Origin of the sequence: Vibrio renipiscarius, from assembly GCF_000827885.1 — a bacterium.
In the GTDB taxonomy this organism is placed as follows: Bacteria; Pseudomonadota; Gammaproteobacteria; order Enterobacterales; family Vibrionaceae; genus Vibrio; species Vibrio renipiscarius.
In genome coordinates, this window is sequence record NZ_JTKH01000006.1 from 569,526 (window position 1) to 584,049 (window position 14,524).

Annotated in this window: 12 protein-coding genes; 3 read left to right on the forward strand and 9 right to left on the reverse strand. The window is 47.2% G+C overall.

The features are described 5' to 3' along the window. Positions 1-126 precede the first annotated feature (126 nt). The 6 genes from OJ16_RS05780 to OJ16_RS05805 form a co-directional block, all read right to left on the reverse strand. Positions 127-828, reverse strand: coding sequence for a DNA-3-methyladenine glycosylase I (locus OJ16_RS05780; RefSeq protein ID WP_236688421.1), 702 nt, complete (start codon positions 826-828; stop codon positions 127-129). A 64-nt stretch (positions 829-892) separates the two neighbouring features. After that, complete coding sequence (locus OJ16_RS05785; RefSeq protein ID WP_040988292.1) at positions 893-1,495, reverse strand: thiol:disulfide interchange protein DsbA/DsbL; 603 nt, start codon at positions 1,493-1,495, stop codon at positions 893-895. 91 nt (positions 1,496-1,586) lie between these two features. Further along, a complete protein-coding gene (locus OJ16_RS05790) occupies positions 1,587-2,027 on the reverse strand; it encodes a hypothetical protein (protein ID WP_040988294.1) in 441 nt (146 codons plus the stop codon). A gap of 163 nt (positions 2,028-2,190) precedes the next feature. Beyond that, on the reverse strand, positions 2,191-5,022 hold the full coding sequence (locus OJ16_RS05795) for an Hsp70 family protein (RefSeq protein ID WP_040988295.1): 2,832 nt from the start codon (positions 5,020-5,022) through the stop codon (positions 2,191-2,193). 59 nt (positions 5,023-5,081) lie between these two features. Further along, on the reverse strand, positions 5,082-7,013 hold the full coding sequence (locus tag OJ16_RS05800) for an Hsp70 family protein (RefSeq protein WP_040988297.1): 1,932 nt from the start codon (positions 7,011-7,013) through the stop codon (positions 5,082-5,084). Next, entirely contained in the window at positions 7,013-7,645 is a 633-nt protein-coding gene (locus tag OJ16_RS05805; protein WP_040988299.1) for a DUF2760 domain-containing protein, read from the reverse strand. The genes OJ16_RS05800 and OJ16_RS05805 overlap by 1 nt, the downstream gene beginning before the upstream one ends. Before the next feature lie 291 nt (positions 7,646-7,936). On the opposite strand from OJ16_RS05805, the gene OJ16_RS05810 reads away from it, so the two are divergent. Further along, the gene (locus OJ16_RS05810; RefSeq protein ID WP_040988301.1) at positions 7,937-9,466 is read left to right on the forward strand and encodes a sensor domain-containing diguanylate cyclase; all 1,530 of its coding nucleotides are present in this window, start codon (positions 7,937-7,939) and stop codon (positions 9,464-9,466) included. 97 nt (positions 9,467-9,563) lie between these two features. Then, positions 9,564-10,094: a 3'-5' exonuclease gene (locus OJ16_RS05815; RefSeq protein ID WP_040988303.1), complete on the forward strand. Its 531-nt coding sequence runs from the start codon at positions 9,564-9,566 to the stop codon at positions 10,092-10,094. Between the two features lie 97 nt (positions 10,095-10,191). Here OJ16_RS05815 and OJ16_RS05820 read toward each other — a convergent pair whose 3' ends face one another. From OJ16_RS05820 to OJ16_RS05830, 3 genes are all read right to left on the reverse strand, one after another. Beyond that, positions 10,192-10,644, reverse strand: coding sequence for a tellurite resistance TerB family protein (locus OJ16_RS05820; protein WP_040988306.1), 453 nt, complete (start codon positions 10,642-10,644; stop codon positions 10,192-10,194). Positions 10,645-10,705: 61 nt separating this feature from the next. Next, the gene (locus OJ16_RS05825) at positions 10,706-12,625 is read right to left on the reverse strand and encodes an alkaline phosphatase D family protein (RefSeq protein WP_040988307.1); all 1,920 of its coding nucleotides are present in this window, start codon (positions 12,623-12,625) and stop codon (positions 10,706-10,708) included. Positions 12,626-12,703: 78 nt separating this feature from the next. Continuing rightward, the gene (locus tag OJ16_RS05830) at positions 12,704-13,066 is read right to left on the reverse strand and encodes a VC1380 family protein (protein WP_040988309.1); all 363 of its coding nucleotides are present in this window, start codon (positions 13,064-13,066) and stop codon (positions 12,704-12,706) included. 132 nt (positions 13,067-13,198) lie between these two features. Here OJ16_RS05830 and OJ16_RS05835 point away from each other — a divergent pair, with 132 nt between their 5' ends. Then, entirely contained in the window at positions 13,199-14,488 is a 1,290-nt protein-coding gene (locus OJ16_RS05835) for a MipA/OmpV family protein (protein WP_236688420.1), read from the forward strand. Positions 14,489-14,524: the final 36 nt, after the last annotated feature.

Consider the following 14,524-nt stretch of genomic DNA (forward strand, 5'->3'; position numbering starts at 1 on the left):
AGCATTTTGTAAGCAAGGTAAATATGCTGAAAAAAGCCAACAAGATAGAACGCAATCCATTGCGTGTCGTATAAAATCCCTTTTTGTTATTTATCGTTATGAATATTAACAGGAAAGGTAAGGCTGTTATTGGATGATACGGTTGTCTCCGCAACTAAACGCAATGATTTGGCTGATGTGTGTCAAGCTGCGTCCGCTTTGATGTTGCCAATGAGCAAATGCTTGGTTGCATTGACTGAGTGATCGCTTCGTATCTCTGCCACCCTCAATGATCTTATAGGCGCGTAAGTACGCTTCTACATCGCCAGATAAAAGAAACGTATCCACGCCCATCTGACGCAGTGCGTAAGGGCCGGTATTTCCACCGAGTCGTTGGCCATGTTTTTTCAAATAGAGCCAAAGGTCAGTGAGATTGTCCATTGGCCAGTCAGCGATCATTTTTCCAAGTGAGCCGTGTTCAATGCGTACTTCATGAATCATTTGGGCGTTGGCCAAAATGGACATGACCTTGCTGTTGTGACGAATAATACGTTTATCCGTCGCTTTTGTTTCCCATTGTTCATCGGAAAGCATCAGTAACGGGTCAATTTTAAAACCAAAAAACAGTTCCTCAAAATTGGGCCATTTATTTCGGACGACTTTCCATGCCATACCAGATTGAAATACCTTCATCGAGAATGCAGATAGCCAACGATCATCGCTGATCACGGCGATTTCATCTTTTCTCAGCGGGGTTGAAAGGAGGCGTTCAAGATGGCTCTCTCCACCTTTTCGTTCGGCTGCTCTTTGGTAAATCGTATCAAAATGTTCAAGCTGCTTCAGGTCTATAGACACAGTGCTAATCCTAATAAAAAAGCCAGAGCATAGGCTCTGGCTGTTCGTTATATGGTCATTACAGTGTTAGTAGGTGGTTCACTAACTGGTTGTATTCATCGTAGCTTTTGATGTTGCTCGCCACCACAATGTATTTATTATTCACGACGACGGCAGGAACGCCGCGCAGTGTGCTGTTCGTGAATTTTTCTTCATATTGTTGTAGCAGGGCTTCAACCGCTTTGCCGTTGAATGCCGCATCAAATGCTTGGGCGCTGATACCATTGTCGATAAACAGTTGGCGGATTTCAGCGTCGCTTTGTGGTGCTTTACGTAAGACGTGAATTCGCTCGAACATCGCTGGAACCATGACATCTTCGACTTGCAGTTCCGTCATCGTGGCATAGGCCTTAACCATCGACTGTGCCATTTCTCCGCCCATAAAGCCGACGTGTACTTTTTCAAGCGTCACATCGCTTGCTAATGCGGGCTTTAAGTTTGTAATGATCGATTCAAACTTGTAGCAATGCGGGCAATAAAATGAAAAATATTCAGTCACGGTTGGTTGTGTGGATTTGGGTTGTTCAATCACCGTATAGTCGCTGCCTTCGGTAAACGTAGGCGCGGCATGGACTGAAAATGCCATCAGCAATGATGCAAAAAGTGCAAAAATCTTGTTCATATTCTTATTTCCTAATGGTGTCGCTTTAAACGTAATACCCGTGCGTAACGCACGAGGGGCGATCGTTAGATCGGATTAATGAAGTTTGAAGCTAGGATATCGGAGGACGGAACAGACTCTGAGTTCGACTGATGGTTTTGCCCATAACATCATGCCCGATGGGCGCTATCGCACAAGGAGAGCGTTGCATGGCATAATTGATCGGTTCTAAAGGCATTTTCATGATGCAAATCGATGAACAACTTTGATGTTCGACTTTTGCGTGTTGAGCGACGTGAGGTGAGGTCGTGTGAGCGGCACACTCACGATCGGCAGTGGCGATTGGATTGAGATGAACGCCACCAATAGGCTTATTGTCGCTAGAAATATGATGGCGAGAAACATGATTGTCAGCAGCGTAATTGTTCACCGCATTGTGACTGATTTGGTTTGGTCGCGCGGAATTAGCTTGTACGGCGTTAAACGCACTAAGCCATAACAGACAAAAAGCGCTGAATAATGCAATCAGTAACTGACGATTTGTTCGCGGCATCAATGGGCTACCTATTTCCTCATTGTTGTTCATCTTACCCCAAGCGAGTTTGATAGGGTAGTGTAAAAAATGCCCCCGTCCTTTGTCAGGAAGAGGGCACAATGAACGTCAATACAGGGTTTGGCTAACGCTGATTGCTCATGGGGGGGGAGATCGGTCACCCTTAGTTTTTCAGTAGCGTCAATCCGTGTGGTAGTGCATCACCGAAGATGCGCTTCGATTCGCTCTCGGATAGCTCTTTGACATCGGAAACCAGTCCAACCCAAGATTCAGGTACTTTGGTTTGTTTCAGTTTATCGAGCACTTGTTGGCGATAATCGTCAGAAATATCAAACTGGCGATCGCCGGTTTTTCGGCAAATCATCACGGTCGCAAAGGCCACCATTGGTTCTTTTTGCCAATCTTGCTCCAGCAATTTTGGCAACCACTGCTCGGCTTGCTCACGGCTCACCACATTATGCTGACTGCCATACAAAGGCGTGCGTGAGGCTAAACGGCCTAAAGCCCACCAATGCGCTTGTTGATATTGGTTGTGATTCATCGCTTTGCTTAAGAACCAGCTACTCAACAACACTTTATCTTCGACATCCAATTGTTCAAGTGATGCCGACAATCGCACCATCGACTCGTAACCCATCTCTTGCGCGGTTTTTGCTGATTGCGGGTTTTTCATTGCGCCAGGATGCAGGTATTTGGCGATATCGGCCAAGATAGTTTCTTGTTGTTCTTGATTTAATCCACCCGCAATGCGACGCCAAAAGACCCACCAGTCGGTCCAGCCTTGATGGTTTTTAAACTGAATACCTTGCTGGTACAAGCTCCAGACTTGCTCGATGCGCCATCCGTCAGTGGCATCACCAAAGCCAGGGCGAAGCGCGAATCCCGCTAAGCGTAACCAGTTTTTTTCATGCTGTTCTGAGCGACGGCGACGCTTACGCCCTGTCGAAAATGCATCAAACAACTGACGTAGAGTCGTGAAATCCCAATCATCGCGTTGACCAAGACGCTTTTCCAATGCTTTCGTCAGCGTTTTTATCTCATTGCCTTCCGCGCTCTTTTTGTTGGCGCTATAGATTCGGCTGATCAGTTCCTTACACTCGTCCAATCGAGGATGAAGGTTTTGTGCTTGTTGCTCTGCCTGTTGGTTGCGAACTTCAAATTCTAACGCCCAACGTTTGCTGTCGTCCTGGCAGGATACGCACTCCATTTTCAAGGTGCCTACCTCGGTTAGCTGGCAAGCCAGTAACACTTCAACGCGTTCCTTTTGGTTTGCTTGCAGTTCAGCCCCTTCGCTATCTAGGGTCGAAATATAAGGCGGCAATGGTTGGAATAGATCGGGGTCCACATCGACGACCACACCATTTTGAATCGCCGTCTGATGACTCAAAGTATCATGAGTGGAAGTGAGTAGATTAAAACGTACTGGTTCACCAAGCGTGAGTGAGAAACGACGACCGCTTAAGCGGATCTCTTGTCCTTCCTCTGTCCCTTTCGCAAGCAGGCACAGTGCTTTGCCCAGTTTGTTCTTCTCTTGCAGGTGAAGGAAGTAAGAGCGAGCCACACCGCCGCCAATCTTCAACTGAGCGCCACGGCGAGCTTTCCCAAACGCGACTGCGCCAAGTGCCACTGACCAGTCTGGGTGTGGGTTATCCAGCACGGTGATGTCACCGCCGCGCCAGTTTTCCAACAAATTCGTGACTCGTTCGGTGATCAACGCACTGTTAAAAACCCCACCGTTAAGCAGCAAGGCAACAGGAATGGCGTTTTGTGTATCGTCTAAGCCCAGCGCTGCGCGAGACACTTGCTGGTGCTGCGTTAAGAACTCCGCAACGTGTTTGCTCACCGCGGGATCGGCCACGTATGGCAAGCCAAATTCGACCACGGCACTGCGGCGCTTATCGGGCAGTTCGGTAAAGTCACTGATCGGGAAGAAGCCATCTAAGGCAATTTGATGCACTTCTTGCTTACTCAAATCAATGCTTTTTGTCCCGCCCAGCAGTCTAGAACCGCTGCCAAGCATGGTGATTTTAACCTGCTCAGGCGCATTTGCAGAGAGTAGGCTCTCCTTAGCGGCACGAGTTTGTTGAATCAATTTGGTTAAGTTGGCGGCATTGAGCTTTTTGTTTTGGTCTTGGCCAGATTGCGCGAAGCGACTTTCTGCTAGGTGCGCTAACGCTAAATCGAGGTTGTCACCACCCAGCATGAGATGTTCGCCCACACCAATACGATCAAGCGACAATTCATCCGCATGACCATTCTCTAAATCAAAACGCGCTTCAATTAAGCTTAAGTCGGTTGTGCCACCACCGACATCGCACACGAGGATCAATGGTAGATCTTTAAGCTCATCGGCCGCCGTTTGCTGGTGGCGTGCATACCAGTCATAGCAGACGGCTTGTGGCTCTTCGAGCAAGACAATTTTCGTTAGCCCTGCTAGCTCGGCGGCTTCTAACGTCAGTTTACGCGCGGTTTCATCAAATGAAGCTGGAACGGTCACCACGACATCTTGATCTTCAAGTTTGTTGCTTGGGTTGCGGTAATTCCATGCCTGACGGATGTGATTAAGATAACTGGCACTGGCGATCAGTGGCGAAACTTTGTCAACATCGCTCGCGCCAGCCCAGGGTAGGATTTCTGAACGGCGATCGACGGCCTGATGAGAAAGCCAGCTTTTCGCACTAGAAACCTGTCGACCTTCTACTTTCGCGCCAAGCTCACGTGCCCATTCGCCAATGATGATGTTATCACTGTCGCCGGGGACGGCGTCATTGTGCCAAGGTAGCGTGAGATCGCTAGGAGAAACTTGACCGACTGCTGGGTGGTAACGAAAGGAGGGTAAAAGTGGTTTGCGCACCACTTCACCTGCGCCAATCAGCTGGTCGATGTCAAATAGGGAAACTTTGGATTGTTCAAGGGTATCGGTGATTTCACAGTAAGCGACCACAGTGTTGGTGGTGCCTAAATCAATACCAATAAGATAACGAGGAGATGCCATACAAACCTTCGTAAATTTAAAAACGGCACCCGATTGGATGCCGTTTGATGTTCTATTTATTATTCTTCGTCTGAATCGCTGCTCGCGTCTTCGCGCACATCGAACTCAACGTGCCATTTCTGACCATTGTCTGCGGCAATCGCTTCAAGATAAAGCGTGCCAAGCTCAGTCACGCGAGAGGCTAGAGTCACTGGGACAACTTCGCCTTCACGACGACCTTCAGACACGGGCAGTGTCACCTGAATTTCAGGCAACTCTTCGAGCTCTTCTGGTGCCCAGTAATCAAGATGAGTACCCGCAAGATCATCACGACGCACGGTTGAACCAAAGAATTGGAAGTTAACCGGCTGACCGATAATCAGACCAAATGCTTGGCTTGGTACATCGACACTTGAGCCTTCTTCCATACCAAATGGTGCCACACACAGCGCTTCCATTGGCGGAGCCATACCTGGAATGGCAGGCATCGCGCTTTCGATACCCACGTAGTAGCTGGATGCAATACCACCGCGAATGCGTACGCCTTGACCACGACGTACTGCGCCGTAGTATGAAGCGCCGCTTGCAACCGCTAGATCAAGATCGGTACCGGTTAAGCGTGTTGGCAGTTCCGCATCGGCTTCAATCAACCATTCGCCAATCGTCTCTTCTAGGCGGTTAGAAAGCAGTGGTGATTTCAACACGCCGCCATTGAACAGTAGGGCCGTTGGTTTAATGAAATCTGCAGAAGCCGTTTCGCCACCCATACCTGGCATATTGGCGAATGGGTTGAAGTCTTGCGCTTGCGCTGACTCGGTAGAAAGAGCATTCGCTTGCTTAGACAAGAACGCCGCGATATGACGAGTAATGCCTGCATCTTGTGCGTAAGGCAGACCCATCTGTGTCAATGCGCCACGGTTACGTTGCACGGGGTGCTCGGTCACATCGACTTTCGGGAAGAAACCATCAACTAATGTTTGTTGAACTTCTTGCTGAGTCAGCTCAGTTTTTAATGTCGCGCCAAGCAACTTAGAACCGCGGCTTGGTACCACAATCGGCACTGCTTGCAATTCAGCATCGTTCAATAGGGCTTCTTTCGCATCGCGACACGCGTGCGTCATCGCTTGCACTTGCCATGGTTGTAGCTCTTTGCCTTCTTGCGCTAATTTCATTTTTAGGCGGAAAGCTAAGGCAAGATCCATGTTGTCACCGCCAAGCAAAATATGCTCGCCGACGGCAATGCGTTTTAGCGTTAGGTTGCCTTCTTCCTCGGTCACTTCAACCAAAGAAAGGTCGGTCGTACCACCACCGATATCGACCACAAGAACAATATCGCCAACCGTGACTTGGTCACGCCATGCGTCATTGCTGTTATCGATCCAGTTGTAGAGTGCCGCTTGTGGCTCTTCTAATAGAGTCAGGTGCGTCAGACCCACATTGCGCGCCGCTTCTGCAGTTAAATCACGCGCCGCAGGATCAAATGATGCCGGAACGGTGATGGTAACGTCTTGCTCTTGCAGTGGCGCCTCTGGGTGGTTGTGGTTCCACGCCGCGGTCAGATGCTCTAAATACAATTCGGTTGCGCGCAGTGGAGATACTTTTTCCACTTCTTCTGGGCTACCAGCGGGTAGGAAAGCATCACGACGGTTTACGCCTGCGTGACAAAGCCATGATTTCGCACTCGCAATCAAACGAATCGGAGTTTTCGATCCTAGGTTGCGTGCAATGGCACCCACCAACGCTTTTGGCTCACTTGACCATGGCAACACGCGTGAAGCGGCATCCATCTCGTTTTCATGTGGTTGGTACAAGAATGAACCAAGCTGATCACGAGTTTCTACCATGCCTGGCGCTGTTAGCTGAGCGATTGGCATTACTTCAACTTTGGCGTTTTCATCACGAGTATCAAGGTATGACAGTACGCAGTGAGTTGTGCCTAAGTCGATACCGACACTAAATGCCGGTGTCGTTTGTTCTGTCGCTTCTACCGAAGCGGTTTGTTGGTGTTCCATTAAAGCTCTACCTCGGCAGGTGCGATCACTGATGCGTTATAGTTCTCAGCCAGTTTAGGCAAGGTCATGTTTGTTGCTTTCCAGCCTTTATGTACCAGAATGCCATTAAATGGTGCTTGGCCCGTTACGTTGCCAGTTAGGCGAATTTCTTGTGGGTTAAAGCCCGCATCAACGGTAATACGTGTTTCTTCGTCTTCGTTACGAATGTGCTCAAGCGTTACGTAGTCAGCCAATACTTTTTGACCACCAGTGTGAATAACGCGAGCGGCAGCGCCGACTTCATCATCAGAGAATGACGTCAGGTCTTCTTTTAGGAAATCAATCAGTCTTGCTTCTTGCTGCATGATAGAAAGCAGTTGCATTGCAGAATCGGTAGTTGCGGTCGCGAGTTTAGACTCTACTTCAACGACGCGTTCGATGACTTTTTCTACTTCAACAATTTTTTCTACTTCAACGATTTTTTCGACCGGTTTTTCAACCTCAACGATTTTCTCAACTGGCTTTTCGACAATTTTCTCGATTACTTTCGATTTGCGTGAAACCGCAACAAGAAGTAGTAGGACGCTAGAAGCCGCAAGGCCAGCATGTAGCATGTCAAAGGTTTGAGGAATCATTTGTAAATCGAACGTCATGACAATTCTCTTTTAGGTTTGGGTTCAAGTACCGCTTAAATTCGGCACTCGGATAATCACAAATAAATTGGGATGAATGGTATCACATTCAAGTCGCTATTCTCGTAGAAAACGCATGTAAACCATTATAGTCGCTGCTGGTTGATGTATTTTCAAACAATTGCTGCCATTGGAATGCGCGAAATTTCGGAGAATTGAGAGAATAAGAATAATTAGTAAGCAATAAAAGATTTAGTCCTTAAGTCGTAACAGGTAGTATGGGGTTAATAAAACAAGAATTTATGTGATGGAATGATTTCAACGCTTGATAAAAAGTGGCTATACCCTCTACTGACCTTCATGCTGACGGTGTCAGTGACGTTATGTATTGGATACTTTTTTTACCAGTCTCAGCAAAATTACACTCAGACCATCTTTGAGAATCTGGCCGAACGCCAAACCGAAGTGTTGACCGAGTTTGTGGTCAGCGATCTTGAGCATATCGGTGCGGGTGCCAACTTTTTTCATGCGACCGATCGTGAAGATTGGAACCACTTTCCTGCGTTTGCCAAGCATATTGTTGGCGCGTCACAAACGCTGACCACGTTGCAGTGGATGGAGCGGGTAGAACCCTCTCAAATAGACGATTTTCTCAGTGAGGCTCGTGAAGAGGATCCTGACTTCCAAATTTACACGATCCCGAAGGGCGGTGTGGCCAATATTGGCTATCATATGCCAGCGAATGAGCCCATTTTTGTCGCTCGCGATGTGTACCCTCGAGATGAAAGCAACCAGAATGTATTAGGTTTTTATTCTTCTCGTGTTCGTTTCCAGTTAGTGCTCGATCACATGCGCATTAAACACGAAGCCAGTGTGTCGGACAAAGTGCGCTTATTACAAGATGGTGTGGACACTCGTTTAAAGAGAGACGGTATATTGGTTTACCATCCGGTGTTTGACCAAGAGAAACACCAAAAATTAATCGGCGTCGTGATCGGCATTATTCGTACCTCGCACTATTTTGATAACCTGATGCTGCGCACTGCGGCGGAACAAAAACTCGAAGTTCGTGTGGTCGATTTAGGGTTTGATGCTCACGACGACCCGGTGTTGTTTGAAAGCCAAAATTGGGCTGAAACCGATGGTTTTGAAGTGAGTGAAATCATCACGTTGCCGAACCGAAAATGGTCAGTGACCTTTCGCTTAGGGGATAAGGTTACCGCGAATGATCGATTTGTGTTGAGTGGATTTATCTTATCGGGCTTTGTGATTGCCTGCCTGCTCAGTTATATCGTTTTTCTTCAAGCTCGTGCCAAATCTAAACTGCAAGCGCAATTAGCGGCTCGGACCCAAGAGCTGCAATTTCTGGTTGAACACGACTCGCTAACAGGGCTGTATAGCCGTCATGCGTTTAATAAATTGATCACAAAAATCGAGGCCGAAGACATTCAGTTTACGTTTGTCGCGCTCGATATCGATAGATTCAAATCGGTAAACGATAATTATGGCCATATGGGCGGGGATCAAATGCTGGTTCATGTCGCCCATACCGTACAACGTTGCTTAGCGCCCGGTGATATTATGATTCGGTGCGGCGGTGACGAGTTTTATATTATTAGCTACGTGATAGAGAAAGCGCCGCTTAAACGTTACCTCGAGTTTATTTGTCACACGATGGCGAATAGCCAAATTATGGTCGGCGAGAGTGCCGTGTCTTGTACCTTGAGCATTGGCGCTTCGATACGCGCTAACCATTCTGTTGAGCAATTGATTCATATCGCCGATGCCGAACTGTATAAAAGTAAGAAAGCGGGACGAAATTGTGTATCGATTGCTGAATAACTCAGCGAATGGAATCTCGCTGACGATGGGTTACTTGGGTTAGGGCAAGGTTTACGGTAGAATTTATATCGTTAGTTATTTTTGTATCGGGCGAGTAATGAATCACAACCGTATCGTTTGTTTTGATCTAGAAATGTGCTGCTGGAATATCGACGGCGTTGGTTCAACCGGTGAAATTATCGAGATTGGACTTGCAGAGATAGACTTGGTCAAAGGTGAAATCGTTAAACGCGCCCAGTATTACGTGAAACCAGAGCACGATGAAGTGTCTTTGTTCTGTGTTGAGTTAACCGGTATTACGCCTCGTAAAGTTGAAAAACAAGGACGCCCGTTAGCGGAAGTGATCAAGTCAATGATCAAAAACTTCGGCGGCAATAATAAAATTTATGCGGCTTGGGGACGTGACGACTTGATACTGGCGCAAGAATGCGAAGCAAAGGGCATTGAAGTACCGTTTAAAGAATACGTGAATCTAGCGACAATCTACCGCATTCAAAACCGCTTGAAAGAGAAGCGTATTGGCCACAAAGCCGCGCAAGAAGCAAAAGGGATTGAGTGGGAAGGTCGTCAGCATTCCGGTTATGTGGATGCGTATAACTTGGCGAAATTAGCGTTAAAGATGCTTTAGCCCAAATCACAGCAAGATGTTGAGAAAAACCCTAATTTAAAAAAACGAGCGATGATGCTCGTTTTTTTGTTTCTGGATTCAGCCATAAACTCAGCCGCTACTTTTTATCGCCGGTCACTGACAGTTTGGCGCGAATAAACTCACTATGATCAACATAGAGCAGTTCGGCGGATTTACGAATCACCGCGTCTTCTTGCGGGTCAATTTCCCCATCGGCATGCGCCACTTCCCACATTGCTTTGATTAAGTTGTAGCGCGTTTCTTGGCTTAATTCGCGTAATTGTGTCGTGAATTCATATAAAGAAGCGGAGTCTTTGACTTTGCTCTCCGCGCGACGGATTAGGGCTTGTGATTGTGAGGGATCAAGCTCTAACAATCGGCCAATCAGTTGCTGCTTTGCGTCGCGTTCACTTTGCTCAATTTGATGGTCGGCACCAGCGACTTCACATAGTAAACAGGCGATCGCCAAGTTTGGATCGGCTTTGTGTTGATTGCTGAGATCATGGCCTTCGAGCAGTTGCTTGAAGAGTTTACTGATTGAATTGAGCATAATGAATGTCTGCCTATTGGTTATGGTCTCTTACTCTATACATAGTGGCACATGATTGAGATCACAAGCTTTCTTGTGTCGGAGGAAAGTAAATACTCTTGCCTTCTCCGGTCAAAATGGCGATCTCTTGAGGCTTACCATGTGGGTCTAATTTGAGTTCGCCAACGGCACTACTATTGACGAGACGTCGTTCGCCTTGCGTATCTGGATCACGCTTGAAAACCTTGAGACGCTTACGCTTGGTCAAATAGTTCAGCGGTGAACGCGGTGAATAAATCGCCCGGTCAATATGGTCACAAATGCCCAGCAATGGTTCGGGAAATTGGTTCTTAAAGCCACTGCAAGTGATCTGATAAATATTAGGACTCGATTTTCGGAATCTGAGTTTGATGTCGTAAGCAAAGGAGTAATGCACGTCGCCCGATAAGATGACGAAATTAGTGGGCGTTTTTGTATGGGTAAAAATACTCAGCAGTGTATTGGCACTGCCAGGGTGCGCCATCCAGTTCTCCGCATCAATCAATAATGGCTGACCAAGTAACGTCATGCTTTTTTGTAAGGCTTCGATAAATTTCACGCCAAACATGGGCGCTGCCGACACGACAATTACCTTATCTTGGTGCATTAACTGCTGTTGAAACTCAATCAACGCTTCCCAGTCCATCAATCCTGACGGTTTATTCATCCGTGATTCAGAGCGCCAGCGACGTGTGCGCGTGTCGAGCACCACCACTTTGGGTTGGCTGTTTACGGTATAGTGCCATTGCTCAAAGTGATACAGATAGCGAATCAGATCATCGTGAGATTGGTTGTGTTGATGGTCTGATTGCGCAAAGCGATGAGCAAGATCGAGGAGTTCATGACCAAAATTATCCGGTTCATTGCCCCAGCCTTGGCAAAGCCAATAGGCGATCAATCCATTACCAATAATGCGTTTTGAAAAAGGATTATCCAGCGCGGCTTTTTCCCAACCCACCGTTAAATTCCAGTCGTCGGTAATATCATGATCATCAAATATCATGTAAGTCGGAATATGGGCCATTAACCGTTGAACGTTGGGTAGCCCCGCGACAAACTGTTGGATCTCATGTTTTTCTTTGTGCCAAAGCGCGATGTCAGATTTGGCTAATGGTTGATTGCCATGTTGAAAGCCGCGATCCGCGAGGCGATCAAGGTTGATGAGTTGCCACAGCGAAGGTGACCAGACCAATAGATACATTGCGAAAAACTCCGCAAAGGTGATTAGGTGGTTTTCACATTCACGTGAGCTAAAAATTGGGCTGTATCGAGCCGGTAGCCAACGGCTTAACCAGTGGCTGTCATCAATGTAGCTTGGCAGCAATCTATCGCGTTGATAGTAGCAGCGCGGGTGCGCATATAAGGCTTGGCTATTGGCAATAGGCGCATCGCTGAAGGTTTCTTGTTTTAATCCGAGCAATTCACACACTTGATGAATCGCATCCAACATTGGGCCTGCAACATGATCCGCATAAATTTGGTCGCCGCTCATCATCAGCATATCAGGGCGCGCCTCTAGGGGCTGCTTTTCAACCTTTAGGTCTGCTTGAATCAGGGCGTCTTTACTCGAATGATGAGGGTTACGACAAGAACCATGCAATAAGTAATCGGCTTTGTGACTAATCCGAAAGGTCGGACGCACTTCGTCGACATAAAGCAACGACGGCATTAAGGCGACCAATGACTGATTATTTATGATCAGGTCATAGCTCAGCGCCACATTCGCAGGGAAAGCCCCTTTAAATTGAGCACAAACCACATGCGCATGTTGGCCGACTGTCATCGACGGTTGTGAACTCAGCGACGCTTGATAAATGAGTGCTTGATCTGCGTCTGCATACAATTGAAATTCACCTTCAACAATGGGCGCACTGGTGACAAACCAAAGCACGAGCTCTGACGAGGTGGTTTTTCTGAGTATTGGGCCAGCTAAAATAAGCGGCAGAGATGGGGTATCGCTCATAGAGTATTCAATGATAGAGTTTTGTTTAAGGTGTCACGCGAATATTCGCAATCGGTGGCCAAGGCGTTCCGTCGTCAATTAGCGTTCAAATTCGACGCTTTCAAGTATTTCAATGACTTCGGCGCTACTTTGCTCATGTCCAATGAGGAACAACGCCAATATAGCATCGGCTTTGCTTTTTGCATCGATGGGTTCTGTAATAATTTGTTCAAAACGAGAACGGATGAGCTCAACTTCGTGTTGTACGAAGCCTCGGCCTTCTTCGCATTGCGTATCTTCGGGGGCATTGTCAAACTGCATGAATAACATATCGTCGACCAATGACGTAGTGACTAATTGCTCAGGCAACCATTCTTCACCGGTCACGATGTGAATGTCCTTGTCGATAGGCAGCGCGTTAAGTACATCTTTGAGTTCGGAAACTTTCACAATTTTTTGCATCAAGAGATCGTATTGTTCTATCTTAACGGCGAATCGCCTAGAAACATAAGTACAAACTTGTTGAATCGTAGAAATTAATCTTTATTTGGTTAAAAAATGACAGTACCCAATTTGCCCGTGCGTTTAAGCTTGATGATCTCAGCCTCTTTTCCTTTGCTTGCCTTTGGAGAAACTCTGCATTCTCACGGTGAGCAAGAATGGGGGCTTGCCGCGATGATGCGTTCTGCCAGTGTGCCTTTTGCGAACCAAAATGGCGACCAAACGGTCAATACGTTTGTTCCCATGATGTATTTCAATAACGATTATGTGTTTATCGATGGGCTCGAAGGTGGCTTGTATTTGACGGATTGGGCGGATGAAACCTATCAATTTAATGCCTTAACTCGAATGCGCTTTGTTGATATTCCTGCCTCGATACAAAATACCACGCAAGGGGACACCGCTGATTTTGGTGTGCAATTTCGTTATCAACCGAATGAGACGTTGTCGTTTGATTGGGAAGTCATGAGCGATGATGCTTTTCGCTTCCACTCAAACGTTCGCCTCAGTGCCGAGTACGAAATCGGCGATTGGGCGCTCAGCCCTGCCGTGACATTACGATATAAAGATGCGGATTTTAATAGCCAATATTATGCGTTCAGTGAGTTTTCCGGCCAGACCATTGGCGCAGGAGTGGATGCAAAAGTTGGGATTGATGCGCGCTATCATGTCGTGTCTAACTTGTATCTATTGGGTTCAACAAGTGTCACGCGCCTTGATGACAATGCGTACCATGCTGCGGCGGTGGAAGAGCGTTATCAAGGCGAAGTTTTCGTCGGCTTTGGTTTCTTCAATGACAAAAATAGCCCACCCAAATCGCACCTCAGTAATAAGCGCTATCTGAGAGTGGCCCATGGTTGGGCGACCCCCTCAAATATCGGTGACATTCTGTCGCTTAACCGAGAAAAAGACCCGAACAACAATCAACTGACATCGTTTTTCTATGGGCATCCTCTGACCGACGAACTCTTTGGTTTTCCACTTGATCTCTATTTTACGCCAGGCGTGGTGCATCATTGGTCTTCAGATGTGCAAAATGCCAGCACAGAATGGGTTGCCGCGATCAAAGCGTATGTGACGATGGAGTGGCCGACGCGCTGGCGCTTTGGTGTGGCGGAGGGCTTGTCCTATATCGACAATATTACCCATATCGAACAAAGCGAGATGGATGAAAAAGGCTACACACCCAGCCATTTACTCAACTATTTGGATTTTTCCGTCGATGTCAATGTGGGCGATTTAGTCAACAAACCCGCTTGGAATCATGTCTGGATGGGCTATTCACTGCATCATCGCAGCGCTATTTTTGAAAAAGCCTCGCAGTTTGGGCGAATCAAGGGCGGCAGCAATTACAATACAGTTTATCTACAGTTCGATTTTTAACGGCTTATTCAAAGTGATGTTTAGGCGGGGCTGAAG